This window comes from Streptomyces sp. yr375, from assembly GCF_900110755.1.
Taxonomy (GTDB): Bacteria; Actinomycetota; Actinomycetes; order Streptomycetales; family Streptomycetaceae; genus Streptomyces.
In genome coordinates, this window is the sequence record NZ_FOFF01000013.1 from 76801 (window position 1) to 103538 (window position 26738).

Below are 26738 nucleotides of genomic sequence, written 5' to 3' on the forward strand. Positions count from 1 at the left end.
CCCTCTTGCCGTTGCCCTACCCTGGGGCCATGGACGGCTCCCCTGACGACACCGCCGCGCTGCTCGTGATCGTCGACGGCGCGAATGTCGTCGGGTCGGTGCCCGACGGCTGGTGGCGGGACCGGCGGGGGGCCGCCGAGCGGCTGCGGGACCGGCTGGCCGCCGACGGGCTGCCGGGGCACTCCGGGGCCGTGGAGATCGTGCTCGTGGTCGAGGGCGCGGCCCGTGGGGTGGCGGCGGTGCCCGGCGTACGGGTGGAGGCGGCGCCCGGCAGCGGGGACGACCGGATCGTCGAACTGGTCGCCGCCGCCGGCGATCGCCCCCGTCTGGTCGTCACCGCCGACCGCGAGCTGCGCCGCCGGGTGACGGAACTGGGCGCGGACGTCACGGGCCCGCGCTCGGTACGGGGCTGAGCGCCTCCCCCGCTTCTCCCTACGCCGGAGGGATCGGCGTCTGCTCCGCCGCCTGCTGCGCCCGGCCGAGGCGGCTGTGGGAGCGGCCGTACAGGAAGTAGACGGCGGCGCCGATGACCATCCAGATGCCGAACCGCAGCCAGGTCTCGGCGGGCAGGTTCAGCATCAGCCACAGCGAGGCCAGCACCGAGATGATCGGCAGGGCCGGCACCCACGGGGCACGGAACGAACGGGGCAGGTCGGGGCGGCTCCTGCGGAGGATGACGACGCCGATCGCGACCACGATGAACGCGAACAGCGTGCCGATGTTGACCAGTTCGGCGAGTTCGCTGAGGCTGGTGAAGCCGGCCAGGATCGCGATGATCACGCCGAGCAGGATGGTCGGCCGGTGCGGGGTCTTGAACCGCGGGTGGACGTGCGAGAAGAAGCGCGGCAGGAGTCCGTCGCGGCTCATCGCGAAGAAGACCCGGGTCTGGCCGAGCAGCAGGATCATGCAGACCGTCGTCAGGCCGACGGCCGCGCCGAAGCTGATGAAACCGGCGAACCAGGGGTGGCCGGTGGCCTTGAACGCGTCGGCGAGCGGGGCGTCCACGGACAGTTGCCTGTAGTTCTGCATACCCGTCACGACGATCGACACGGCGACGTACAGCGTCGTACAGATGATGAGGGAGCCGATGATGCCGCGTGGCATGTCCCGCTGCGGGTTGCGGGTCTCCTCGGCGGCGGTGGCGACCACGTCGAAGCCGATGAACGCGAAGAAGACGACCGACGCCGCGGTGAAGATGCCCATCACGCCGAAGTTGGACGGCGCCCAGCCGAAAATGAGCTGGATCAGCGGGGCGTGCAGCCCCTCGCCCGCCGGAACCTTCTGTGCCTTGGGGATGAACGGGTCGTAGTTGTCGCCGGTGATGAGGAAGGCGCCCGCGACGATCACGGTCAGCACGACGGTCACCTTGATGGCGACCACGACGGAGGTGACCCGCGCGGAGAGCTTCGTGCCGACCACCAGGATCGCGGTGAGGACCAGGACGAGGGCGGCGGCGAGGATGTCGAAGCCGAAGCCGTCGGCGCCCTCCCGCCCGCTCAGCGCCGCCGGCAGATGCCAGCCCGCGTTGTCCAGCAGCGAGGCGATGTACCCGGACCAGCCGACGGCGACCACCGCCGTGCCGAGCGCGAACTCCAGGACCAGGTCCCAGCCGATGATCCAGGCGGGCAGCTCGCCGAGGGAGGCGTACGCGAAGGTGTACGCGGAGCCCGCCACCGGGACGGTGGAGGCGAACTCGGCGTAGCAGAGCGCCGCGAGCGCGCAGACGACACCGGCCACCATGAAGGCCAGGGCGACGGCGGGGCCGGCGTTGTTCTTGGCGACGGTGCCGGTGAGGACGAAGATGCCGGTGCCGATGACGACACCGACGCCGAAGACGGTCAGATCGAGCGCGGACAGGGACTTCCTGAGCGAGTGCTCGGATTCCTCGGTGTCGAGGATGGACTGCTCGACCTTCTTCGTCCGGAAGAGGGTGCTGCTCACGGGTGTACCTCCCACGCTGTGTCGTCCTCGGCATGATCGAGAGGGGGCGTGGTACGTATGCCCCGGCGCGGGCGGATTCACGCGAACGGGCCGGTTCCACCACCCTTGAAGGTGGCGGAACCGGCCCGTCCGCAGCAGTCGTGCGGGTCTCTCGCGCGGGTCAGTCGCGCGCGGGCTCGACCGAGTCGACCTCGGCGGCCGTGCTGCCGTACTTGCCGTCGAGCTTGGAGACGAGGCCGGTGACCTGGCGGGCGATGTCGGGGGCGGTGAGCCCGATCTCCGTCATGACCTCGGCGCGGGAGGCGTGGTCGAGGAAGCGCGGCGGGATGCCGAAGTCACGCAGCGGGACGTCGACGCCCGCGTCGCGCAGGGCCTGGGCGATGGCCGAACCGACGCCGCCGACACGGGAGTTGTCCTCGACGGTGACGACGACGCGGTGCCGGTCGGCGAGCGGGGCCATGGCCTCGTCGACGGGCTTGACCCAGCGCGGGTCGACGACGGTGGTGGTGATGCCCTGCCGGTCGAGGAGGGTCGCGATCTCCAGGCACATCGGGGCGAGGGCGCCCACGGAGACCAGCAGCACGTCCGGCGTGTCGGTGCCGGCCTCGCGCAGCACGTCCATGCCGCCGACGCGTCCCACGGCCGGTACGGCGGGGCCGACGGCGCCCTTGGAGAAGCGGACGACGGTCGGCGCGTCCTCGACCTCGACGGCCTCGCGGAGCTGGGCGCGGACCTGGTCGGCGTCGCGTGGGGCGGCGAGCCTGAGGCCCGGGACGACCTGGAGGATCGACATGTCCCACATGCCGTTGTGGGAGGCGCCGTCCGTGCCGGTGACACCGGCCCGGTCCAGTACGAACGTCACACCGCACTTGTGCAGGGCGACGTCCATCAGCACCTGGTCGAAGGCGCGGTTGAGGAAGGTGGCGTACACCGCGAACACCGGGTGCAGCCCGCCGGTGGCCAGGCCCGCGGCGGAGACGGCGGCGTGCTGCTCGGCGATGCCGACGTCGTAGATGCGGTGCGGGAAGGCGTCCGCGAACTTCTTCAGGCCGACCGGCTGGAGCATCGCCGCCGTGATCGCGACGATGTCCTCGCGCTCCTTGCCGAGCGCGACCATCTCGTCGCCGAAGACGGACGTCCAGTCGGCGCCGGAGGCCTTGACCGGCAGGCCGGTGTCGGGGTGGATGGGGCCGATGCCGTGGAAGCGGTCCGCCTCGTCCTGGAGGGCGGGCTGGTAGCCGCGGCCCTTCTCGGTGAGGCAGTGCACGATCACCGGGCCGCCGAAGCGCTTGGCGCGGGCGAGGGCGGACTCCAGGGCCTCGATGTCGTGGCCGTCGATCGGGCCGACGTACTTCAGGCCGAGGTCCTCGAACATGCCCTGCGGGGCGATGAAGTCCTTCAGGCCCTTCTTCGCGCCGTGCAGGGTCTCGTAGAGCGGCCTGCCGACGACCGGGGTGCGCTCCAGCAGGTCCTTGCCGCGGGCGAGGAAACGCTCGTAGCCGTCCGTGGTGCGGAGGGTGGCGAGGTGGTTGGCGAGGCCGCCGATGGTCGGCGCGTAGGAGCGCTCGTTGTCGTTGACGACGATCACCAGCGGGCGGTCCCCGTCGGCGATGTTGTTCAGCGCCTCCCAGGCCATGCCGCCGGTGAGCGCCCCGTCACCGATGACGGCGACCACGTGGTCGTCGCGTTTCAGGATCTGGTTGGCCTTCGCGAGGCCGTCGGCCCAGCCGAGGACGGTGGAGGCGTGGCTGTTCTCGATGACGTCGTGCTCGGACTCGCCCTGCGAGGGGTAGCCGGAGAGGCCGCCCTTCATCTTCAGCCGCGAGAAGTCCTGCCGGCCCGTGAGCAGTTTGTGCACGTAGGACTGGTGGCCGGTGTCCCACAGCACCTTGTCCTTGGGGGACTCGAAGACCCGGTGCAGGGCGATGGTGAGCTCGACCACACCGAGGTTGGGGCCGAGGTGGCCACCGGTCTTGGACACGGCGTCGACGAGGAAGGTCCGGATCTCCTCGGCAAGCTGGTCGAGCTCCTCCGGGCTGAGCCGGTCCAGATCGCGCGGTCCCCTGATGCGGGTCAGCAGCGGCACCCGTGCCTCCTTGCAGTAAGAGCTGATCGAGCTGTTGCCGGGCTCGTCGAGTCTAATGTTCCGCCCCGGCGGACGGACTCCGGCCCATGCGTCATAGGTCACGCGAACGGCCGTACCCACAATGGGCCCTTCCTATGACACGACTTCGGCCGGGAAACATGGGAACGACTGTGCCCGGCATCCGAACGGACACCGGGCACAGAGGGTCACCTGACGGACCGGCAGCGGTCCTAGCCGCGACCGGCGGCCTTCTGGCTCCTGCGGGAGACGGAGTCGATGACGACCGCGCCGAGGAGCACGCCGCCGGTGATCATGTACTGGATCGAGGTGTTCATGTTCAGCAGGTCGAGACCGGTCTGGATGGACTGGATGACCAGCATGCCCAGGAGGGCGGACCAGACGGTGCCGCGACCGCCGAAGAGGCTGGTGCCGCCGATGACGGCCGCCGCGATGGCGAGCATCAGCGTGTTGCCGCCACCGGCGCTCAGCGAAGCGCCCGCGGTCTGACCGGCGAAGAACATGCCGCCCAGCGCCGCGAAGCCGCCGGAGATGGCGAACACGGTGATGCGGATCATCGGCACGTTGATACCGGCGCGGCGGGCGGCCTCGATGCCGCCGCCGACCGCGAACACCTTGCGGCCGTAGCGCGTACGACGCAGCACGAAGTCCACGATCACCAGCGCCGCCAGGAAGATCACCAGCGCGTTGGAGACACCGGACGCGTTGTTCAGCACGGCGGCCGACGCGAACGAGGCGAGGGCCAGCAGGCCGACGCGCAGCAGGATCTCGCTGGTCGCGCGGAACGGCACGCCCGCCGCCCGGCGCCGGCGCTGCTCGCCGAAGTTGCCGACCGCGGACAGCACGACGGCGAGACCGGCCAGGATGTACGCGCCGATGATGGCCTGGTCCATGAAGAAGGAGTTCTGGCCGAGCAGGTGGATCGGGCCGGAGTCCGACGGCAGGTTGATCGTGCCGCTGGAGCCCAGCAGCCACAGCATCAGACCGTTCCAGCCGAGGAAGCCGGCCAGGGTCACTACGAAGGCCGGTACGCCGATCCTCGCGAAGAACCACCCTTGCAGGGCGCCGATCCCGATGCCGGTGAGGATCGCCAGCACCAGCGCGAGCCAGGCACCCATGCCGTGGTCCACCACGAACACGGCGAACAGCGCGGACCCCAGACCGCTGACGGAACCGACCGACAGGTCGATCTCGCCGAGCAGCAGCACGAACACCAGGCCGATGGCGAGCATGCCGGTGGCCGAGAGGAAGTAGCTGATGTTGGAGAGGTTGTCGGCGCTCAGGAAGCGGTCGTTCTGGAGCTGGAAGATGGTCCAGATGATGATCAGGCCGATGACGACCGGGATCTGGCCCAGCTCACCGCCCTTGACCTTGCGCTTGAACTCGGTGACGTAGCCCTTGAGGCCCTCTTCGCGGACCAGCAGGCGCGGGTCGACGACGGAGACTCCGGCGGCCGTGGGGTCGTCCGCGGGCGCCACCGTCGCCTGGTCCTCGTCGAAGCCCTCGGGCTTCGAGGAGTCACTCTTCACGGTCTTCGACGTGTCGCTCACTTTGCCGCCTCCGCGGTGCGCCCCGCACGACGGGTCACGGCGTTGTCCGTGGCACCCGTGATCGCGGCGATGATCTCTTCGTGGCTGGTGTCCTTCACCGGGAAGGAGCCGTTGTTCTTGCCCAGGCGCAGGACGGCGACGGTGTCCGCGACCGCCTTGACGTCGGCCATGTTGTGGCTGATGAGGATGACACCGAGGTTGCGCTCACGCAGCCGCTCGACCAGGTCGAGGACCTGCGCGGTCTGCTCGACGCCGAGGGCGGCGGTCGGCTCGTCGAGGATGACGACCTTCGGCTCGCCGATCAGCGCGCGGGCGATGGCGACGACCTGGCGCTGACCGCCGGAGAGGCTCGCGATCGGGATGCGGACGCTCGGGATCCGGATGGAGAGCGTGGACAGCAGCTCCCGGGAGTTCTTCTCCATCGTCACCTCGTCGATGACGCCGCGGTGCAGCAGCTCGCGTCCGAGGTAGAGGTTGCCGACCACGTCGAGGTTGTCGCACAGGGCGAGATCCTGGTAGACGGTCGCGACGCCGAGTCCCTGGGCGTCGTGCGGCCTGGTGATGCTGACCGGCTTGCCCTCCCACTCGATGACGCCCTCATCGATGGGGTGGACACCCGCGATCGTCTTGACCAGGGTGGACTTTCCTGCGCCGTTGTCGCCCACCAGGGCGACCACTTCTCCGGCGTGAACCTCCAGCTCGACGTCGGTGAGTGCCTGCACCGCACCGAATCGCTTGGAGACTCCGCGCAACGCCAGCACGGGCGTAGCGGACACGTGAACCATCTCCTTCGCCGCCTGACCGGCGGGGATGCCGCGCGCAGAGATCAGGCGCGGAGGGATGTGCGCGACGGGCGTGGGCACGCGACGTCGAGCACGAGGTTTACAAGACACGAGGTTTACAAGCCGAACATGCGCGAATCCGCTGCGCTCGGCAACGGTTCCGTCCGACGCCCGCCCCGGCAGCGGGGTGTGAAGGTGGGGCGGGCGTCGGACAGGTCTCGCGGGGCCATGTCGGCCGGGTGCCTACTGAAGGCCGGCGGCCTTGCAGGCGGCTGCGTACTCGGGGGTGCAGATGTCCGCGACGGTGTACAGACCGTCCTTGACCACCGTGTCCTTGATGTTGGCCTTGGTGACCGACACCGGGGTCAGCAGTTGCGAGGGCACCTTGTCGCCGGAGCCGCTGGTCAGCGTGGTGGTGGCCAGGGACTTGATGTCCTTGCCCTCCAGCAGGTTGACGGCGAGCTGGGCGGCGGTCTCGGCCTCCGGCTTGTAGGCCTTGTAGACCGTGGCCGACTGGGTGCCGGCGACGATCCGCTGGATGGCGGCGAGTTCGGCGTCCTGGCCGGTCAGCGGGATGCCGCTGATCTTCGCACCCTTGAGGGTGTTGGCGATGCCACCGGCCATGCCGTCGTTGGCGGCGTAGACGCCGGCGATGTTCTTGGCGCCGAGCTGGGTGATGGCCGCCGACATCTTCTGGGCCGCGACGGTGTCCTTCCACAGGCCGGACTGCTCGTAGGCGATGGTGACCTTGCCGTCGAGGACCTTGTGCGCGCCCTGCTTGAACTGGGCGGCGTTCGGGTCGGCGTCGTCACCGTTGATCATGACGATCTTCGACGCGGTGGTCGCCTTGGCGCCGAGGGCGTCGAGCAGGGCCTGGCCCTGGAGCTCGCCGACCTTGACGTTGTCGAAGGAGACGTAGGCGCTGACGGGGCCCTGGGCGAGGCGGTCGTACGCGACGACCTTGACGCCCTTGGCCACCGCGGACTGGATCGACGACTTGATCGCGGCGGAGTCCTGGGCGGAGATCACGATGACCTTCACGCCCTTGGTGACCATGTTGCTGACCTGCTGCGCCTGCTTGGCGGGGTCGGCGGCGGCGTTCGCGTACTCGAGCTGGCAGTCCGAGCACAGCGCCTTGACCTTGGCGTCGAAGTACGGCTTGTCGAACTTCTCGTACCGCGCGGTGACGCTGTCGGGCAGCAGCAGGCCGATGGACTTGCCGCCCGAGCCGCTGCTGCCGGAGTCGCTGGCCTTGTCGTCGCCGGCCTTGCCGCAAGCGGCGATCGACAACGCCATGGACACGGCGGTGGCGCCGATCACGACTCTACGCATCGTTGCGTTCATTTGGGGTGTGCCTCCCTGACAGGGCCGCAGCGCTGCGGCCGAGGTGGCTGGAAGTCAACTCGGCCACACGTGCGACGTCAAGAAGTAAATACTTAACGAGATGGCAACGTCTCATTCGTTCTCTAAGTGAAGGCGGGTGTCGCTGCGTGCAGGGTGCCGTCCAAAAGGGTGGAATCGCCCATCTCGCTCAGCGCGAGAGCGAGCGCTCCCAGTACCTCCGCACGACCCCCAAGTGCCCCTGGGAGAACGGTGAGTTGACGCGCCGCACTCGGGATCGCATAGCGGCCGACGGACTCTCTTATCGGACCGAGCACCAGCTCACCGGCCTCGGCGAGATCACCGCCCAGGACCACTCGGCTCGGGTTCAGCAGGTTGCAGAGATTGGCCACTCCACTTCCGATGTGTCGGCCTACGTCGGCGATCACCCGACGACAGCCCGGGTCTCCTTCCCTCGCCAGCCGCACGACGCCTTCCATCGTGAGATCCGTGCCGTGGCTGGACTGGAGGAGCGGCAGCACATAGCGCGCGGCCGTGAAGGTCTCCAGGCAGCCCCGGTTTCCACAGCGGCAGACGGGGCCGGATTCGTCAAGTGTAATATGTCCGATTTCTCCTGCGGTTCCGCCGGGCCCGCGGTAGATCTTGCCATCGATCACCAGACCGGCCCCGACACCGCTCGCGACCTTGATGTAAGCAAGATCACGAACGCCCCGGCCGCTGCCCCAGACCATCTCGCCGAGAGCTCCGAGGTTCGCGTCGTTGTCCACATGTACAGCAACGCCGAGCCGGGCCCGCATCTCCTCGGCCGGTCTGGTGCCGATCCAGCCGGGCAGGATGGCGGAGGAACCGAGCGTGCCGGACTCCAGTTCGATCGGTCCGGGGACGCCGAGACCGACTCCCGCCACCTTCGTACGATCCACCCCGGTGGCTTCGATCAACCGGGTGACCAGTTGCTCCGCACGGTCGAACCCTTGCGTCGAGGAGGCGTCCACATCGAGCGGCTCGGACTCCTCGGCGAGGACCTGGTGGGCCAGGTTGCCCACGGCGACGCGCAGGTGGGTGTGGCCGAAATCGACCCCTATGACGATGCCGGCGTCGCCGCTGAGACTGACGCTGCGGGCCCTGCGTCCACCGGCCGAGGTGGGCGTCACCTCGACCGTGCCGCCGTCCTTCAGTTCGCGCACGATGTTGGAGACGGTCGCGGCGGACAGACCGGTCGTCCGGGCGATCTCCGCCTGCGTGAGGGACCCCGCCAGCCGCACGGCACGCACGACTCGCTCCAGGTTGGCTCGGTGCAGCGACGACTGCGACCCGGGAGTCTCCACGACGACCTCCTGCGCGCGGGACCGCTTCGATGAAGCCCCGTCCATGTCCAACTAGTGAACTCTAAGCTGAGCTGTTCGGGTCGCCTCCCGTCAAGAGGTTGAACGGTATCCGCGTGGTTGCAGAGAGACACAGGGGGTGGCCGGGGCGGTGGTTGCGGGGCGTATAGGGGCATGTGCGGGGTGTCGCGGAACGCGGTGGGCGAGAGCGGGCGGGGCTGGGGTGGGCGGGGCGCAGTGAGGGCGCGGTGGGGGCGGGGCCAGGTAGTGAAGGCGAGATCGGTCGGCCCGAGAAGGAGAAGGAGGAGGAGCGTCCCGGCGGGCGGGCGCGCCGCCCGTGCTCTGTCCGTGCTCCGGACGCGTGGCTGCTGGGGCTACTTCAGCGCGCCCGCGGTCAGTCCCTGCACCACCTGCCGCTGGAAGACGACGTACGCGGCCAGTACCGGCAGCATCGCCATCACCAGTCCCGCGAAGAGGCCCGACCAGTCACCCTTGTAGCCCTGGCTGACGGCCAGTTGGACCAGTCCCTGGGTGAGGACGCGTTTGTCGGGGTCGGTGTTGAGGACCGTGGGCAGCATGTACTGGTTCCACTGGCCCAGGAAGTTGAAGATGCCGACGCTGATCAGACCGGGCCTGGCCATGGGCAGCATGATCTGGAAGAACGTACGGCTGTGCGAGGCGCCGTCCACGAAGGCCGCCTCCGCCACCGACGTCGGCAGCGTGCGGAAGAACGCCGTCAGGAAGAACACCGTGAACGGCAGCGAGTACGCGATGTAGACGAGGATCAGGCCGGGCAGGGAGTTCAGCAGGCCCATGTTGTTCACGACGTAGAACAGCGGGACCAGCGCCAGCATGATCGGGAAGCTCATGCCGCCGATGAAGAGGAAGTAGATGAAGCGGTTGCCCGGGAAGTCGAAGCGCGCGAGGACATAGGCCGCCATGGAGCCGAGGACCAGCGTGCCGATGAGTGAACCGCCCACCACCACAACGGTGTTGAGGAAGTAGTCGCTCATGTTGGCCTCGGTCCAGGCCCGCGACCAGTTGTCGAAGTGCAGCGTGTGCGGCAGCGACCAGGGCGAGCCGAAGATGGCGCTGTCGTCCTTGAAGGACGTCATCACCGCCCAGAGCAGCGGCAGTACGACCATGATCGCCCAGAGGACCAGGATCCCGTGGGAGAAGACGTCGAGGACCTTTCCCCGCGGTCCCTCCGGTTTCGTCTCCCGGGGCGGCTGCTTTCCGGAGGGCGGGTCGACCTTCGTGACGGGAACGCCGGGGCCGGGTTCGGCCGGCAGGGGGGCGGGGGTCTGTGTCGTCTTCATCGTCAGTACTCCAGCCGCTCGCGCCGGCCCAGTCGCATCACGACCGCGGCGAAGGCCAGCGTCACGACGAGCAGGGCGACGCCGATGGTGGTGGCGTAGGCGGCCTGACCGTCCCGGAACGCCTTCTGGTACACGTACAGGACCATGACGGTCGTCGAGTAGTCGGGGCCGCCTGGTCCGGTCGTCATGATCTGTACGACTGCGAACGACTCGGCGCCGAGCGCGAGGATGCCCAGGTAGACCCAGCCCGACTGCACGGTGTCCCAGAGCAGGGGCAGGGTGACGCGGAAGAACGTCGCGGCCCGGCCCGCGCCGTCCAGCAGCGCGGCCTCGTACAGGTCGGCCGGGATGGCGGCCATGCCCGCCGAGAACAGGACCACGAAGAAGCCGACCGTGGACCAGACGAGCACCGCCATCACACACCACAGCGCGAGGTCCGGGTCGCCGAGCCAGAGGGGCTGGACGCCGTCCAGGCCGATCCCCCGCAGGAACGAGTTGATCGCCCCGCTGTCCGGGTTGTACGCGAAGGCGAACAGCAGCGCGACGATCGCGATCGACAGCACCTGTGGGAAGAAGTACACGATCTTGTAGAAGGAGGAGCCCCGGACGCCGGAGACGACCGGGCCGCCCTTCCTCCTACGGCCGCCGGCATTGATCATGAAGGCGAAGAACAGCGCCAGACAGATCGTCACCAGCGGCAGCACGATCGCGAACAGCAGGCTGTGCCGCAAGGATTTCCAGAAGACGTCGTCGTCCAGCATCCTCCGGTAATTGTCCAGGCCGACCATCCTGAATTCGGGGCTCAGGCCGGTCCAGTCCGTGAACGAGTAATAGATGGACTGGATGAACGGCCACACCACGAAGAGCGCGTACAGCCCCAGGGGCAGCGCCAAAAACCCCACGATGAACCGGTACTTGCCGTGCTGCATCGCCACTCCGGTGCTTTTATGGACAGTGCGCCGTAATTCTCGTCGTCACTGGTGCTTGTAATGCTTGATGTTCGTGTCCTTGGCCGTCGCGTCGGCGTATCCCTGGATCTTCTTGATCGCCTCGGCGGGGGTGAGCCGGCCGGCCATCATCTCGCCGAGACCGGACACGCCGATCTTCTCCTTCTGCAACTGCACATACCAGTCCTGCAGTCGCGGATTCACCACGTTGCCGCCCGCCTTGTCCAGCGCCGCGACCCCCGACTTCAGTCCCGGGGTGAGGGTGATGCCGTCGGTGCCGCCGTTGTAGGCGGTCAGCGACTTGACCTTGGCGGTGAAATTCCTGGACGACGCCTCGCCGAGCATGATGCGCAGTTGCTCCATGCCGCCCGGCGTGTTCGCCGCCTTGGCCGGTACGACGAACGGCTCGCCGCCGGAGGCCCAGATGGTGCCGAAGGGCAGCTTGTCGGAGGAGTCGATGCCGGTCGGTGCGGAGACGGCCAGGTCGAAGCCGGCGGGGATGACGTTCGCCGACTCGTTCTCCACCCAGGAGCCGTTGGGGAGGAACAGGGCCTTGCCCTTGGCCCACGCGGTCTGCGACTGGATGTGGTCAAGACCCGGGGTGCCCTGGAGGACGTACCCCTTCTTGTACAGCTCGTAGTAGGCCTCGAAACACGCCTTGACCGCCGGGTTCTTCCAGGCGTTCGGCTCAAGATTGTCGATGGCGTCGAGGACCTCGCGGCCGCCGACCTTGCCGATCATCGGGTACAGCGAGAAGGGCAGGTAGTACGGGTACTTGCCCGCGTACGTCCACCCGGCCATGCCCTTCTTCTTGGCCTTCGCGCAGACCGCGAGCATCTCGTCCCAGGTCTCGGGGTACGTGGCGTCGAGCGAGTCGAGGGCCTTGCGCGAGTACCAGACGCCGTACACGGTGTAGGCGTAGTACATGATCCAGACCGGGGCGCCGTCGAACTGGCCCATCTCGACGATGCCGGGGCGCAGCGTGTCGCGGACCTTCTTGCCGGGGTCGTCGTAGGAGGGGGCGTCGAGCAGCGGGGTGAGGTCGGCGAGCTGGTTCTTGCCGACCAGGACGCCCATGTCCATCTGCTCGGCGCCGGAGTTGTCGATGAGGTCGGGCGGGGTGCCCTGGTTGAAACGGGGCTGAAGCGTGGATTGGATCTTCTGGGTGGCGGAGAACTTCACTTTCGCACCGGGGAAGTTCTTCTCGTAGATCTTGACGGCGTCCTCGGCGTATTCCTTGCCGAAACCGCCGTCGAACAGAACGAATTCCATCGGGGCGGTCTCGTTGACCGCGAGGGGGTTCTTGGCGGTCTTCGTACCGGCCTTCGCCTTTTCCCCGCCGCCGTCCCCGCCGCTGCTGGCACAGGCGGACAGAAAACTCATCGCGGGGACGGATACCAGGCCGAGCGCCGCCGACCTCTTGATCAGATCTCGGCGACCGACACCCGCGGAGCTGTTTTTCTCAGAGTGGGATCCCATGCTCACATCCTCGCCTTCTCCAGGACTCAGGCGGTGAACCGAATCCTTCCCGGCACCGCGGTCAGGTCAAGCAGAGTCGTATGGATCGCGACAGGTATAGTCCACTTCCGGTCGACGGAGCAAGATCGAATGCACGGTTGGCCGCCGGTCTTTTCCGAGTTGCGACCTCATGGATATATGACCGGGCGGTGGGCTGCCTGTCGGAAAATCACAGGGCAGGTGTCCGGGCGGAGAGCGGAAAGGCCCCGCCCAGCCGCCTCGGGGGACGGAAAGACGGGGCCGCTCAGGGGCTCGTCGGATCTGCTACCGGCCTGGCCGACGCTCGGGCCGGTAGCGGAACTCAGGATGCTGGTGGCCTGCTGCCGGCCGGTGCCGCAGACCCTGCGAACGAGGCGACATCCACTTCCTCGACGCCGTGGAGAGCCACGACCATGCGGGCGGCGAGGACCCACCGCAGCCGTACGTCGTCCTCGTACGACACGAGGTCCAGGCCGTCGCTGTCGGCGCTCGAGGTGGGGCGGGGCCGCAGGGTTCTGGGCTGGTAGAGGATGCCTGCGACGCCCCAGGCCGGTGTGTGCTTGACGAGCGCCGCGGTCCACCCGCGCCGCAGATGCGGGCACTCCAGGACGGCTTCCCGTGCGCACGCCTCGTGGACGGGCGGAGCCGCCGTCAGCTCGCCTTCGCTGACGGGGCGTCCCGAGGCGGAGTGCATCAGGAAGAGCACCCGGCCGTCGGGGCGGTCGCCGACGGCCAACCTGCCGCACACCTGGCACAGGTCACGGTCCATGGCCTGCCGCTGGCGCAGGGCATGCACGCCGGCGAAGTGCGGCGTGCCGCGGCCGGGCGTGAGCGGCACCCGGATCCACAGCACGTCGTCACGGCGGTCGGTGTGGTGCTCGTCCTGGTAGCCGATGCCCGGGCCGACCCGTCTGCGCGGCACGATCGGCGGTTTCCCAGTGGCCTCGGCGGACCAGGGCGCGATCCACGGCACGCGCAGGCCTCGCCAGTACAGCGGACTGCGGGTCATGTCCCCTCCGGACAGCCGGAGTTGGCGATGCCCCATACGAGGGCCGCGGCCAGCGCGAGCAGGACGGCGATGTACAGCACGACGCGCCAGTCAGGCCTGCGCATCGCTGACCCCCTCGTCGAGCCCGTGGCATCCGGCGGCGATCAGCCGTGCCACGGCGGAGGCGTCGCCGAGTCGGCCCATCGCAGCCATCGGGACCGCCCAGTACGAGGAGTACGTCTGCGGGTCGAACCCGGTGTGGTCTGGTCGCGGCACGCCGACGTAGCTGTCACGCCCCAGGCACTCGACTCCCACATAGCGCCACGCGGCCGCCGCCCTGTGCCACATCGCGGGCAGATTGGCGGGTACCACCGCGTAGTAGTTGAGGCCGCGCGGGTCGCAGATGACCGGGGTGTCCACGAGAACCTCACGCAGGAACTCGTCGAGAGCCGGAGAAGGGGCCCGCTGCGGGCAGGGCACGGCGAGCAGTAGACGCACGGGGAGTTTCACCGCCGAGAACAGAGTTCCCGTGGGAACCAGAACCGGCTGGTTCCTGCCCCAATCGACCCGGGCCCGATCCCGATCAGGCCCCGGGAGACCGGACAGCAGCCACTGCCCGACTGCCACGCGGCGGTCGACAGCAGAGCGTACGAGCACGCCGGGGCCGCCGTCGACGGGGCCCAGCGCACGGGTTCTGGCGGGGGGTTCCTGCTCTGGCTGGGCACTCACCGGCATATCGACATCCACGACTGCACCGTCCCTATACGCTCTGTTTTCGGGTGACTACCTGGACAGTAGAAAGTGGCGCTCACGCGTTGAAGTGACCGCCCGTACAGGTAGGCACGGCGTACCGCACGGGGAATGGTGGTTGCATGCCGTCGAGTCCAGGACCAACCCTGACCGGCAGTCAGGGTTCGCCTTCAAAGCCCCGAGTCGGGGTCATCTCCGGCTACGTCTTCCGGGTGATGCGCGAGCAACTGGGCCACACCCAGGACACGATGGCCGAGCAGCTACGCGTCTCGGCCGACAGCATCGCGGGGTGGGAGTCCGGGCGCCGGCCGCTCACCGCGGTCTCCGTCGGCCAGATGCTCGTCTACCGCCATCAGTTCATGCAGATGGGTACCTCACCTGCGTTGCTCCAGGCCCTTGAGCGAGCGATAGAGGCAGACGTACTGCTGTCCAGCGCACTCGACGACGAGGCCCCATCGAGGACAGCCCGCTGGGGGCACGGGTCATGCAACGCGATCTGGTGGGGGTCCTCGCCTGGCCGCTCAACGGCGTGCCGCCGCAGCCGGTGCGCGACCTGCCGGCGGCGGCGCGGCCGCGACGCGGGCCCGCTCCCTCGACGCCTGAGCTGTCGGCCGTCGAACGCAAGCTGTTCTTCGCGCGGATGCGTCAGACCGCCGAACAGGCCCGCGGCGATCGCCAGTTCCTGTTACGGCGCCAGGCGCTCTACCTGTCCGGCTACGACGACCAGGACGATACCGCGGACGGGCTTGCCCACCAGCAGGCCACGGAGCGGCCGAGTGGCTGGCTCATCGACCGGCTCAATGCCCGCTCCGTCGCGGCCGTGGCTGCACGCCACGGCGACCGCGACCGCATGGGCCACTTCATCGACACCGCCCTCGGTGACGACCGGGGCAAGGCCGCCAACCTCAGCTACTGGGCCTACTGGATCGGCGAGATGGGGCAACTGGAGCTCTCGGACGACTTCATCGCCTCTCCCCACCCAGGCCCCTGGCCCGGTGACAGGCTGCTCACGCACCTCGCCCACGGGCTTTCGACAGCGCACGGTTACGTCGACCTCAACATCCATTCGCTGTGGTCTCTCCTCGCCGTCCGCCCGAACCTTCTCCGGTCGGGGGCAGCCAGCCGCGCCCTTCGCGCGCGGCTGCCCATGATGTTGGATAGCTCGGAGCTCTCTCCTCGCGCGCGCCGTGAGCTGGAGAGCGTCGAATATGCAGTCCGCCTCGCCGAGGCGTGAGAGGAGTCCGACGGTGACTGAGCTGGACCAGGTGGCACGGTTCTTGTACGAGGCGGGGACGCTCAAACAGTCCAGGCGTACGGGCTGGTGGATGGCCGGGGTGCGGGATCCGGAGAGCGTGGCCGAGCACGCTTGGCGGACGTCGCTGATCGCTTCGATCATCGCGAAGCTGGAGGGCGCGGATCCGGCCCGCGCTGCGTTCCTCTCGGTCTGGCACGACTCCCAGGAGACGAGGACCGGGGACGTCAACCACCTCGGTAAGAAGTACCTGGGCGGCGAGGCCGACCCACAGGCCGTGACCGCCGACCAGACGGCGGGCATGCCCGAGGTCCTCGCCTCCACGATCCGCGAGTTGATCGGCGAGTACGAGGACCGCGAGTCGGCTGAGGCCGTCTGCGCCCGCGACGCGGACAAGCTGGAATGCATGCTGCAGGGCATCGAGTACAAGGCGCAGGGGTACGAGCTGGCCCAGCGGTGGATCGACAACAGCCGCAGCCGCCTTGTGACCAAGACGGCGAACGATCTCGCGGACCAGCTCCTCAGCATGGACCCGCTCGACTGGCTGCGCGCCGTCCTGGGCGAGAAGTCGAGCTAGGGCCGGTCTCGATCACCGAGGACGCCAGGACACCGACGCCCCGCACCGACCACCGCTCCGGGCAGACCTTCGCCTGGGACCGGCAGACGCGTGCGTTCACCGTGCGGTCGACGGGTACGTACGAGAGGTACCGCCTGGTGTTCGATGGTCAAGTCCGGTTGTTCGAAGTGGAGTTGTTCTCTTGAACCGACCAGACAGAGCAGACCGACCAGATCCCGCGTGGTTGCCCCCGGAGGCCTTCCGGCCGTTGGGAACCCGGCGGACCCTGATCCGGGGTGCCGGTCCCCTGGTCGAGACCGTGTGCGCCGAAGTGGTCGGTGCCTGTGAGCGGTTCGGCGGGGAGGTCGTGCGGGACGGGCCGTGCGACCTGCTGTTCGAGCTGGTGGACGGCGACGAACTCGGGCTTGAGCTCGGCGCGGAAGGGTTCGCGTTGGCTCGGGACAGCGGTACCACGACCGTCGTGGCATCCGGTCAACACGGCCTGTTGTACGGGCTGTTCCATGTCGTGCGGCTCGGGGAGGGTGCCTTTCGGGGTGACCGTGCGCGCGAGGTGCACCGTCCGGCGACGGCGCTGCGGATGCTCGACCACTGGGACAACGTCGACGTGCACCCGGTCATGGGCCAGGTGGAGCGCGGGTACGCGGGCGGTTCGCTGTTCTGGCGGTACGGGCGCGCACGCGGGGACTTCGCGCGGGTGCGGGCGTACGGCAGGCTGCTGGCGGCCTGCGGGGTCAACGCCGTCTCCGTCAACAACGTCAACGTGCACGAGGCCGAGGCGCGGCTGCTGACCGACCGGATCGGCGAAGTGGCGCACATCGCGAACGCGTTGCGGCCGTACGGGGTGCGGACGCATCTGTCGGTGACCTTCGCCGCGCCGGTCGTGCTCGGCGGGCTGGCCACGGCGGACCCGCTCGACGAGGCGGTGCGGGCCTGGTGGGCGGAGGCCGTGCGCGGGGTGTACGCGGCGATCCCGGACTTCGGCGGGTTCGTGGTGAAGGCCGACTCGGAGGGCCAGCCGGGCCCGTTCACCTACGGCCGCACGCACGCGGACGGCGCGAACATGCTGGCCGCGGCGCTCGCACCGGTCGGCGGCACGGTCCACTGGCGGGCGTTCGTGTACGACCACCGCCAGGACTGGCGGGACCGCTCGACGGACCGCGCTCGGGCCGCGTACGACCATTTCGCCCCGCTGGACGGAGAGTTCGCCGACAACGCCGTGCTCCAGGTCAAGCACGGGCCGATGGACTTCCAGGTGCGCGAGCCGGTCTCACCGGTGCTCGGCGCGCTGCCGCACACCCGGTTCGCCGTGGAGGTACAGGCCACGCAGGAGTACACCGGGCAGCAACGGCACGTGTGTTGGCTGGGGCCGATGTGGAGCGAGGTGCTGCGCTTCCGGCCGAACGGGGAACAGGGTCCGAGCGTAGGGGAGTTGGCTCGGGGCGGGTTCGTGGCCGTGTCCAACGTGGGTGACGACCCGTTCTGGACCGGGCATCCGCTGGCCCAGGCGAACCTGTACACCTTCGGCCGGCTCGCGTGGCGACCGGACGCCGACCCGCACCACATCCTGGACGAGTGGATCGCGCTCACCTTCCCGGACGCCTCCGAGCGACTGGCCGCCGGGCTGCGCGCGGTGCTGCACGGTTCCTGGCGGACGTACGAGAAGTACACCGCGCCGCTGGGCGTCGGTTTCATGGTGCAGCCGGGGCACCACTACGGGCCCGGTGTCGACGGCTACGAGTACAGCCCCTGGGGGACGTACCACTTCGCGGACCGGGACGGGATCGGCGTCGACCGCAGTGCGGCGACCGGCACGGGGTATACGGCCCAGTACGCCAAGCCGTGGGCCGAGTTGTACGAGTCGGTCGCCTCCTGCCCCGACGAGTTGCTGCTGTTCTTCCACCATGTGCCGTACGGGCATGTGCTGAAGAGCGGGCAGACGGTCGTCCAGCACATCTACGACACGCGTTTCGAAGGCGTCGAGGAGGCCGAGGAGGCCCGCCGGGTGTGGGCGGGCCTCGCGGACCTCGTGGCACCGGCGCGGCACGCGCGCGTGGCGGAACGGTTCGAGGAACAGGTGCGCTGCGCGCGGGAGTGGCGGGACCAGGTGAACAGTTACTTCCTGCGGAAGTCCGGCATCCCCGACGAGCGGGGACGCACCATTCACTGAAGCCGCAGGACCGCTACGCCCAGCGGGTCCAGGGTGAGGGCTTCGCCCTGGTCGAGCCGTTTGCCGGTGAGAAGGTCGGTGGCGGGTGCGTGGGCCGTCAAGTGGGCTGGTGTCGTTGCGTGGTTGAGGAGGAAGAGGAGCCGGGTTCCGGTAGGGGCGACTCGGGTGGTGGTCTCTACAGTGCGGTGGTCGGCGTACGGGCCGATCAGGTCGTGGCGGGCGAGGACGCGGCGGACGACGTGGTCGACGCCGGGCTGGTCGAGGGCGGTCGCCACGTACCAGGCCTGTCCCGCACCGAAGTTGTGGCGGGTCACGGCCGGGGCGCCCGCGTAGAAGTCGGCGCCGTAGGTGGCGACCGCTTCGGCGCCGCGCAACTGGACGATCTCGAAGACCAGTCGGGACCGGGTCGTGAACTCCCCCAGTTTGATGAGCTGTTCGACGTCCTCCGGGCGAGCGTCCCACTCGTCTACACGGATGCCCATGAGGGGGGCCAGCGGGCCGGGGACGTCGGTGAGGAAGGCGCGGTCGTGTTCGTCCGAGCGGGCTGTGAGGAAGGTCGCGAGGACGGTGCCGCCGCGCCGGGCCACGGACTCCAGACGCTCGGCCAGATCGCCTTTGACGAGGTGCAGCACCGGCGCGAGGACCACGTCGTACGGTGCGAGGTCGGCGGTCACCGCCACGACGTCCACGTCGGCGCCGGCCTCGCGGGCGGCCCGGTAGTAGGCGTGTACGACGTCGGTGTAGCGGACCGATCGGGAGGGGCCGTCGGAGATCTCCAGGGCCCACCAACTGTCCCAGTCGAAGAGGAGCGCGGTCCGGGCCGGGGTCCTGGCACCGAGGGCGAGCGCCCCGAACTCCGTCAACTCCTGCCCCAGGGCGGCGACTTCGGCGAAGACTCGGGTGTCGGGGCGGCCCGCGTGGCCGATGACCGCGCCGTGGTACTTCTCGCAGGCACCGCGTGAGGCGCGCAGTTGGAAGTAGAGGGCGGCGTCCGCGCCGTGGGCGATGGCCTGCCAGGTGGCGAGGCGGAGTTCGCCGGGGCGGCGCAGCGGGTTGACGTCGCGGCAGGCGGTGGTGGACGGGGTCTGCTCCATCAGCCAGAAGGGTGCCCCGTCCTTGAGGCCGCGCATCAGGTCGTGGCCGAGGGCCGGACGAGTGGGCGGGGCGTCGAGGGGCGGGTAGTTGTCCCAGGAGGCGAAGTCGAGGTGGGGTGCCCAGCGGTGGTAGTCGAGCGGGCGGTAGGCGCCCATCAGGTTGGTGGTGACGGGCGTGTCCGGGTCGTGGACGCGGATGACCGCCTTCTCCGCGGTGAAGCAGCCGAGCAGGGCGTCGGTCATGAAGCGCTGGTAGTCGAGGGTGATGCCCTGGAACGCGGTGTGGTCGGGGCCGCGCCAGTGCTCGGTGAGGGCGCTGGGCGGCTCGATCTCGGCCCAGTCGGTGTAGCGGTGCGACCAGAAGGTCGTCCACCAGGCGTCGTTGAGGGCGTCGAGGGTGCCGTGCCGTTCGCGCAGCCAGTCACGGAAGGTGTCGGCGCACAGGTCGCAGTAACACGCGCCGCCGTACTCGTTGTTGATGTGCCACGCGAGCAACGCCGGGTGCGCCGCGTACCGTTCGGCGAGGCGGCCGGCCAAGGCCGTGGCCAGTCGGCGGTACGCGGGCGCGCTGGGGCAGAAGTTGTGCCGTTGGCCGTATCGGTGTCGGCGGCCCTCGAAGTCGGTGCGGTTGACCTCGGGGTACTTCTTCGCGAGCCAGGGCGGGAGTGCGGCCGTCGCGGTGGCGAGGCAGACCTGTCGGCCCTCGGCGGCGGCGCGGTCGAGTACGGCGTCGAGAATCGTGAAGTCGTAGACGTCCTCGGCGGGTTGGGTCACCGACCAGGTGAAGACGCCGACGGTGAGGGTGTCGATGCCGGCCTGCGTGAACAGGCGGTGGTCGTCGTCCCAGACGGGCCGCGGCCACTGCTCGGGGTTGTAGTCGCCGCCGTACGGGATCTTGCCGGTGCGCGGGAGGCGGCCATGTTTGCCGTTTCCGGGGGCGGGGCCGGGGGCGGTCATGCGGTGAAGTCCTCCTGGGTCTCGGCGATCACCGGGCGGCTCGACCGCAGCAGGGAGAGCAGCAGAGGTGCGGCCAGCAGCGCGGGCAGGGCCTCCGTGAGCAGGGCGGTCAGACCGGCGGCCAGGACGAGCAGCGAGGCCGCGGCGAGGGTGGCGCGTCCCTGCCGGAGCAGGAAGTACGCGGCGAGGCGGGCGGTGTCACGGGCGCGGAACGTGAACAGCGACGTGAGGACGAGGGCGTGGGCGCCCCAGAGGAGGGACGCCACGCCGATGGCCCCGAGGAGCACCGCCCACCAGCCGGGCAGTCCGGTGGCGGCGAAGTGGGTGAGGGTGAACGCGATCACGGTCAGCCAGGCCAGCAGGGGTGCCCAAAGTCGCAGCGCAGAAAGGGTGTTGAGCCGCCAGCCGCATAGGTACGCGCGGGCCGGGTGCAGGTCGGTGAGGTCGCGGCTGCGGTGGTGGAGGGCGTACAGCGCGGCGGAGGCGGCCGGGCCGAGCGGCAGCAGGCAGCCGGCGGCGAGCGGCAGGTTGGCCGGGTCGGGGCCCAGGAAGAGCAGGCCGGCGAGGCCCGGGGCGGCCGTCGCGAGGAGCAGGGCCTCGACGGTGAGGAGGGTGTGCAGGAGGGCGGCGGCGCGGGACAGGGGGCCGGTGCCGAAGCCCACGGTGTGCTGCGCGGTGCTCATGAGGCCGCCCCTGGCGGAGGAGCGGGCGGTCTCGGGGCGGATGCCGGGGTCATGACGCCGTACCGCCGAGCAGCCGTCGTTCGTCCCACCAGGGTGGGGTCTCGTCGGTGACCGGGGTCAGCTCGACGAGGGTGATCTCGTGGCGGGCCAGGGTGAGTTGGAGGTCGGTGCGGCCCTCGGGCGCGGGCAGTCGGCGGTGGCTGCGGGCGGGCTCGGCGGCCTCGTGCAGGACGTCCAGTTGCCCGGGGCTCGGCGAGCGCGGGCTGCCCATGTGCCGCCAGGCCGCGTAGGCGTTGCCGTGCTCCTCGTCGACGGTGGACCGGCGGACGAAGACCTCCCGGGCCGCGACCGGCAGGGACAGCCGCAGCTCGTGCCGGTCGGGGCCGGGGGTGTCGCCGGTCGGGTCGACGGGGGCCCAGGCCAGCACGGTGACCCGGCCGTCGGCGTGCCGGGTCACGAGGTGGTCGCCGCCGCGTGCCAGCAGGTCGGGGCCCATCCGGGCCATGAACGCGTACAGGTGGTACGTCGGTTTCCTGACCTGCCGGTGAGTGAGCAGCCCGAACCCGCCGTGGAAGAGGGCCGTGGGAACACCGGTCTCCTCGAACATGTCGCTGAACGTCCAGTACGAGAAGGAGTCGACGTGGTCGCCGCCGTGCGCGAGGACCGGGGCCAGATAGGCCGCGTGGAAGGCGGTGTCGTGGATCGGGTTGTCGGGACGGTAGGAGGAGTTGAACTCCGTGATGTGGACGGGGAGTTCGGCCAGCCGGGTGCCCTTGAGGCGGTCGCGCGGGGTGACGAACTGGTCGAGCAGGGCGGCGGCCGGGGCCAGCGTCTGGTGGACGCCGAACGGCACGTGCTGCGCGGGGCCGGAGGTGTAGGCGTGCTTCGACACGAAGTCGACGGGCACGTCCCGGTGTTCGGCGAACTCGGCGAACCGGTCCAGCCAGTCGTCGGCGCCCGGGGAGATCGCCGGGCCGCCGACCTGGAGCCCGGCGTCCACCTCCTTCACGGCGTGCGCGGTGACCTCGTACAGCCGGTGGTAGGCCTGTTCGTCGGCGTCCTGCCAGAAGTCGGGCAGGTTGGGCTCGTTCCACACCTCGATCGGCCAGGTGCGGACCTCGTCGAGGCCGTAGCGGTCGACGAGGTGGGCGAGGGTGGCGCGGACCAGGTCGGCCCACTCGCGGTGCGAGCGGGGCGGGGTGACATTGCCGCGCCACCAGAAGACCGTCTGCTTGCCCGACGCCAACTCCTCGGGCATGAAACCGAGTTCAAGGAACGGGCGGAGGCCGGCGGCGAGGTAGGCGTCGACGACCTGGTCGACGTAGGTGAAGGAGTGGTGGCGGTGCCGAGTGCCCTCGTGGTCGTACGGGCGGTACACGCCCATGCCGTCGCTGAGCAGGCCGTGGCCTCGGATGTAGCGGAAGCCGATGTCGCGCTGGAGCAGGGCCAGGGAGTCCTGGTAGTCGCGGCGCAGAGCGAGTTCGATGCGGCCGGTGCCGACGCAGTGACGCCAGGCGTCGGAGAGGCGGCCGGTCTGCTCGGCGGGCACGCTGATCACCCTCTCCCCACTCGCCCTTTCCCCACTCGCCTTCTCCTCTCTCGCCTTCTCCTCTCTCGCCCTCTCCCCTCTCACCCGTTCTCCTTCTTGAAGCGTTCGCGGGCCTTGTTGTGCAGGCCGACGAGCTGATCCATGTTCTTGGCCTTCAACTCGCCGACGTAGTCGCCCCATTCGGACAGTGGACGCTTGCCGAGGACGAACTTGAGCATGCTCTGCGTGACGTGGTCGCGCAGCGGGGTGTCCCAGAGCGAGGCCTGTTCCTGCTCGATGGACTGCAACGGGTGGGCCGGGCCGATGGGCAGTTGCTCGCGCTGCGCCATGGCGTCCTGGAACTTCTTCTCGTCCGGGCCGAAGGAGGAGGAGACCAGCGCCCAACTGCCGCCGTAGGTGAAGACGCCGTTGAAGAAGCCGTAGTCCTTCTGGAGGTCCTTCGGGGCGTCCGGGTTCGCCCCCATGAGGGAGATGCCGGGTTCCAGTTTGTACTGGCCGCCGGTGTACGTGTAAGTGACGCCCTGGACACCCCACTTGGAGAACCGCTGGCCCTCGTCCGAGTACCACAGCCAGTCCACGAACTGCATCATCGCGACGAAGGAGTCGCTCTTCAGGGCCTTGGTGGAGATCATGACGCCGTTCTCCAGCCGGGCGCCGCCCAGCACCACCGGGCCGGCCGGACCGAGCGGCACCGGCACCATCTCGATCTTCGCTCCCTTGACCTGTTTGGCAAGGTTGTAGCGGTAGTTCTGGACCAGCTCCTGCGGATTGGCGCTGATGACGAAGGACTTCTCGCCCAGGAGTTTCTGCACCGCCTCGTCATCGGTCTGGGTGAAGCTCTCCGGGTCCATGAGCTTCTCGGCGACCAGCTTTCTCAGGAACTCGACCATCTGGCGGTAGGCGTCCGTGGCGCCGGTGAAGACGAACTCCCCCGCCTTGGAGTCGAAGCTGATGTTGTCGTAGGTCCAGCCGGCCCGCACGCCGTACGCCTGGCCGAGGTAGCTGAGCAACGCGGCTGCGGGGAAAGGAGTGTTGGTGCTCCAGCGGTCCGTGAAGGGGTAGCGGTCCGGGTACTCGGCCTTGATCTCCTTGAGGACGTCGTACACCTGGTCCCAGGTGGTGGGCAGGCTCAGCCCGAGCTTGTCGAGGACGTCGGTGCGCAGGGACAGCGAGTAGCTGGACTTGATCTTCTCGTGCAGGCCGGGGAGGAGGTAGTACTTGCCGTCGGACTGCCGGATGGAGTCGAGCTCCGGTTCCAGCTTCCATCTTCTGACCTTGTCCTGGAAGTTGGGCATCAGGTGCACGTACTCACTGACGGGCAGGATCGCGCCCGACGACACGAAGGCGACCTCGGAGGGGTGGTACGTCTTGGGGATCAGGAACGGGGCGTCGCCCGCGCCGATGAGGACGCTGCGCTTCTTCTCGTAGTCACTGAGCGGGACGTCCACCGGCTTCAGGGTGATGCCGGTGCGCCGGGTGAGTTCCTTCCAGAACAGCCAACTGTCCTTCGTCGGATAGTTCGGGTTGTTGTTGTGCAGCATCGAGAAGGAGAGCGGCTTCGACGCCTTGAACTGCTGGCCCGCCCGGTACTCCTGCATCGCGCCGTTCTGCTTCTTGGAGAGGTCCTTCGAGTCCCCGCCGTCCTCGCCGCTGCCGCAGCCGGTGAGGGTGGCGAGGCCCACGAAGCCTGCGGCGGCGAGGAGTTGTCGGCGCGACAGGTGACCTGCGTTCTTCACGGATACTCCCTTGTTCGGTCAGAGGTACGGCTACGGCTCTCAGCCCTTGACCGCGCCGAGCATCACGCCCGAGACGAAGAAGCGCTGGACGAACGGGTACACGCAGAGAATGGGCAGCGACGTCAGGACGATCGTGACCGCCTGGATGTTCGCCCCGACCTGACTGAGCTGGTCCGTTTCGGCGCCGGAGTTGGCGCCCGAGGTGGCACCCGAGATGAGGTTGCGCAGATAGACGGTGGCGGGCATGAGCTCCGTCCGGTCCATGTACAGGTACGCCGAGAACCAGGAGTTCCAGAACGACACCGAGTAGAAGAGCACCATCGTCGCGATGACGGCCTTGGACAGCGGCAGCACGATCCTGAGCAGGATGCCGTAGGTGCTCAGCCCGTCGATCTCGGCGGCCTCCTCCAGCTCGGTCGGCAGGCTCTCGAAGAAGGCCTTCATCACCAGCAGGTTGAAGACGCTGATCGCGTTCGGCAGCGCGATCGCCCACACGGAGTTCTTCAGGCCGAGGCTGGTGACCAGGACGTAGTTGGGGATCAGCCCGCCGGTGAAGAACATGGTGAACACGGCGACGCCGACGAGGACCCCACGGCCCCTGAGGTTCCTCTTCGACAGGACGTAGGCGTAACAGGTCGTCAGAACCATGGCGACGACGGTGGATACGACCGTGTAGAACACGGTGTTGCCGTAGTTCCGCCAGAACATCGAGTCCTGGAAGACGATTTCGTAGGTGGTGAGGTTGAACCCCTTGGGCCACAGGTTCACTTCACCGGCGCGGATCTGCCGTTCGCCGCTGAAGGACCGGGCGACGATGTTGACGAAGGGGTAGAGGGTCACCAGCACGACCAGGGTGAGGAGCACGCCGTTGACGCCCTGGAAGACGCGGTAACCGCGCGTCGGCTGGTTCACGGAGGTGCGCGGACGCGGTGCGCGCGGGGTCAGGAGGCTCACCACACGCTCGTCCCCACCGTGCGGCGCGACAACTGGTTCGCGCCGGTGATCAGCACCAGGCCGATGACCGCCTCGAACAGGCCGATCGCGGCGGCGTAGCTGAAGCTGTTGGACTCCACACCGGCCCGGTAGAGGTAGGTGGAGACCACGTCGGCCGTCGGATACGTCAGCGGGTTGTACAGCAGCAGCACCTTCTCGAAGCCGACCGCCATGAACGTGCCGATGTTGAGGATCAGCAGCGTGATCATGGTGGGCCGGATGCCGGGCAGCGTGACGTGCCAGATCTGCCGCCAGCGGCTCGCGCCGTCGATGCGGGCGGCCTCGTACAGGTCCTCGTCGATCGTGGTGAGCGCGGCGAGGTAGAGGATCGTGCCCCAGCCTGCGGTCTGCCAGATCTCCGAGCCGACATAGATCGTGCGGAACCAGCCGGGTTCCTGGATGAACCGGATCGGATCGTGGCCGAGCCCGACCAGGACATGGTTGACCGGGCCGTCCGTGCCCAGCATCTGAAGGGTGATGCCCGCGACGATCACGATCGACAGGAAGTGCGGAAGATACGAGACCGACTGGACGAACCGTTTCAGCGAGCGCCTGCGCACCTCGTTGAGCAGCAGCGCCAGGACGATCGGGAGGGGGAAGCAGAACAGCAGCGTCAGCCCGCCGAGCCACAGCGTGTTGCGGAAGACCTGCCAGAACGTCGGGTCGGTCAGGAACATCCGCACATAGCGCAGCCCCACCCACTGCTCCCCCAGGATCGAACCGCCCGGCTCGAAGCGCCGGAAGGCGATCACGTTGCCGATCATCGGCAGGTAGCGGAAGACCAGGAAGAACAGCAGCGGCAGCACGGCCAGCGAGTACAACTGCCAGTCGCGGCGCAGGGATCGCCGCCAGCCGCGGCGCGCGGCCGGACGCGCGGGACCGTGCCGGGTCTTCGGCGGCGGGTCCTGGGTCCCTGGGGGTGGGGCCGATGTGGTGGAGGTGCTCATGGTCGGGCCTCCCGGGCGCTCTTCGAAACGCTCGACGCGCAGCGCGTGATCTCGAAACTTTCGTGCCCTTACCGGTAACTCTGCGGCAACGTAAGGGCTTTCGGAAACCGCTGTCAATGGGTGCTGCACGGCGGGCTGGTGGGACGTCGTACGGCGTTGGAATTCCTCACGGGCGGGGTAGAACCGGGGAGTTGAGTGTTACCGTCCTCCGCAAATTTCTGTACGCCCTACGCAACGATCGT

20 protein-coding genes and 1 pseudogene are annotated in these 26738 nt (G+C 68.8%); 4 read left to right on the forward strand and 17 right to left on the reverse strand.

What is annotated here, in order from left to right; translation table 11 throughout:
- Positions 1 to 29: 29 nt before the first annotated feature.
- The gene (locus BMZ82_RS16040) at positions 30 to 413 is read left to right on the forward strand and encodes a PIN domain-containing protein (protein WP_093776171.1); all 384 of its coding nucleotides are present in this window, start codon (positions 30 to 32) and stop codon (positions 411 to 413) included.
- Between the two features lie 19 nt (positions 414 to 432).
- Here the strand turns inward: BMZ82_RS16040 and BMZ82_RS16045 are convergent, their stop codons facing one another.
- The 11 genes from BMZ82_RS16045 to BMZ82_RS16095 form a co-directional block, all read right to left on the reverse strand.
- Positions 433 to 1941: an amino acid permease gene (locus BMZ82_RS16045; protein WP_093776173.1), complete on the reverse strand. Its 1509-nt coding sequence runs from the start codon at positions 1939 to 1941 to the stop codon at positions 433 to 435.
- A 160-nt stretch (positions 1942 to 2101) separates the two neighbouring features.
- Positions 2102 to 4027 carry a 1-deoxy-D-xylulose-5-phosphate synthase gene (gene dxs, locus BMZ82_RS16050; RefSeq protein WP_093776175.1) on the reverse strand — a complete coding sequence of 642 codons (1926 nt, stop codon included), beginning with the start codon at positions 4025 to 4027 and terminating at the stop codon, positions 2102 to 2104.
- A gap of 230 nt (positions 4028 to 4257) precedes the next feature.
- Positions 4258 to 5595: a sugar ABC transporter permease gene (locus BMZ82_RS16055; RefSeq protein ID WP_093776177.1), complete on the reverse strand. Its 1338-nt coding sequence runs from the start codon at positions 5593 to 5595 to the stop codon at positions 4258 to 4260.
- Positions 5592 to 6380 (reverse strand): ATP-binding cassette domain-containing protein, encoded by a 789-nt coding sequence (locus BMZ82_RS16060; protein WP_093776179.1) that lies wholly within the window; start codon positions 6378 to 6380, stop codon positions 5592 to 5594. Before BMZ82_RS16060 ends, BMZ82_RS16055 begins: the two co-directional genes overlap by 4 nt.
- Positions 6381 to 6620: 240 nt before the next feature.
- Positions 6621 to 7721 carry a sugar ABC transporter substrate-binding protein gene (locus tag BMZ82_RS16065; protein ID WP_371271227.1) on the reverse strand — a complete coding sequence of 367 codons (1101 nt, stop codon included), beginning with the start codon at positions 7719 to 7721 and terminating at the stop codon, positions 6621 to 6623.
- Between the two features lie 122 nt (positions 7722 to 7843).
- Positions 7844 to 9043, reverse strand: a complete 1200-nt coding sequence (locus tag BMZ82_RS16070; protein WP_093776183.1) for an ROK family transcriptional regulator — start codon at positions 9041 to 9043, stop codon at positions 7844 to 7846.
- A gap of 371 nt (positions 9044 to 9414) precedes the next feature.
- On the reverse strand, positions 9415 to 10359 hold the full coding sequence (locus BMZ82_RS16075) for a carbohydrate ABC transporter permease (protein ID WP_093776185.1): 945 nt from the start codon (positions 10357 to 10359) through the stop codon (positions 9415 to 9417).
- A 2-nt stretch (positions 10360 to 10361) separates the two neighbouring features.
- Positions 10362 to 11288: a carbohydrate ABC transporter permease gene (locus BMZ82_RS16080; RefSeq protein ID WP_093776187.1), complete on the reverse strand. Its 927-nt coding sequence runs from the start codon at positions 11286 to 11288 to the stop codon at positions 10362 to 10364.
- Positions 11289 to 11333: 45 nt separating this feature from the next.
- Positions 11334 to 12785 carry an N-acetylglucosamine/diacetylchitobiose ABC transporter substrate-binding protein gene (ngcE, locus tag BMZ82_RS16085; RefSeq protein ID WP_093776189.1) on the reverse strand — a complete coding sequence of 484 codons (1452 nt, stop codon included), beginning with the start codon at positions 12783 to 12785 and terminating at the stop codon, positions 11334 to 11336.
- Between the two features lie 340 nt (positions 12786 to 13125).
- Positions 13126 to 13812 carry a hypothetical protein gene (locus BMZ82_RS16090; protein ID WP_093776191.1) on the reverse strand — a complete coding sequence of 229 codons (687 nt, stop codon included), beginning with the start codon at positions 13810 to 13812 and terminating at the stop codon, positions 13126 to 13128.
- 90 nt (positions 13813 to 13902) lie between these two features.
- On the reverse strand, positions 13903 to 14289 hold the full coding sequence (locus tag BMZ82_RS16095; RefSeq protein ID WP_143098866.1) for a hypothetical protein: 387 nt from the start codon (positions 14287 to 14289) through the stop codon (positions 13903 to 13905).
- Between the two features lie 374 nt (positions 14290 to 14663).
- Between BMZ82_RS16095 and BMZ82_RS16100 the strand changes: the two are divergent.
- The 3 genes and pseudogenes from BMZ82_RS16100 to BMZ82_RS16110 all read left to right on the forward strand — a co-directional run bounded on the left by BMZ82_RS16100 (position 14664) and on the right by BMZ82_RS16110 (position 18537).
- Positions 14664 to 15775: pseudogene (locus tag BMZ82_RS16100) on the forward strand (helix-turn-helix domain-containing protein).
- A gap of 13 nt (positions 15776 to 15788) precedes the next feature.
- On the forward strand, positions 15789 to 16370 hold the full coding sequence (locus BMZ82_RS16105; protein WP_256251935.1) for an HD domain-containing protein: 582 nt from the start codon (positions 15789 to 15791) through the stop codon (positions 16368 to 16370).
- A 247-nt stretch (positions 16371 to 16617) separates the two neighbouring features.
- Entirely contained in the window at positions 16618 to 18537 is a 1920-nt protein-coding gene (locus tag BMZ82_RS16110; RefSeq protein WP_256251936.1) for an alpha-glucuronidase, read from the forward strand.
- Here BMZ82_RS16110 and BMZ82_RS16115 read toward each other — a convergent pair.
- The 6 genes from BMZ82_RS16115 to BMZ82_RS16140 form a co-directional block, all read right to left on the reverse strand.
- A complete protein-coding gene (locus tag BMZ82_RS16115) occupies positions 18531 to 20588 on the reverse strand; it encodes a beta-galactosidase (RefSeq protein ID WP_093776199.1) in 2058 nt (685 codons plus the stop codon). The two genes, BMZ82_RS16110 and BMZ82_RS16115, sit on opposite strands and share 7 nt — an antisense overlap.
- Positions 20585 to 21271: a hypothetical protein gene (locus BMZ82_RS16120; protein WP_093776201.1), complete on the reverse strand. Its 687-nt coding sequence runs from the start codon at positions 21269 to 21271 to the stop codon at positions 20585 to 20587. Before BMZ82_RS16120 ends, BMZ82_RS16115 begins: the two co-directional genes overlap by 4 nt.
- A 49-nt stretch (positions 21272 to 21320) precedes the next feature.
- Complete coding sequence (locus tag BMZ82_RS16125) at positions 21321 to 22829, reverse strand: GH39 family glycosyl hydrolase (RefSeq protein WP_093776203.1); 1509 nt, start codon at positions 22827 to 22829, stop codon at positions 21321 to 21323.
- A gap of 71 nt (positions 22830 to 22900) precedes the next feature.
- Positions 22901 to 24556, reverse strand: coding sequence for an ABC transporter substrate-binding protein (locus BMZ82_RS16130; RefSeq protein WP_093776205.1), 1656 nt, complete (start codon positions 24554 to 24556; stop codon positions 22901 to 22903).
- Between the two features lie 39 nt (positions 24557 to 24595).
- Positions 24596 to 25510, reverse strand: a complete 915-nt coding sequence (locus tag BMZ82_RS16135; protein WP_371271229.1) for a carbohydrate ABC transporter permease — start codon at positions 25508 to 25510, stop codon at positions 24596 to 24598.
- Entirely contained in the window at positions 25507 to 26496 is a 990-nt protein-coding gene (locus tag BMZ82_RS16140) for an ABC transporter permease (protein ID WP_093776207.1), read from the reverse strand. Before BMZ82_RS16140 ends, BMZ82_RS16135 begins: the two co-directional genes overlap by 4 nt.
- Positions 26497 to 26738 lie beyond the last annotated feature (242 nt).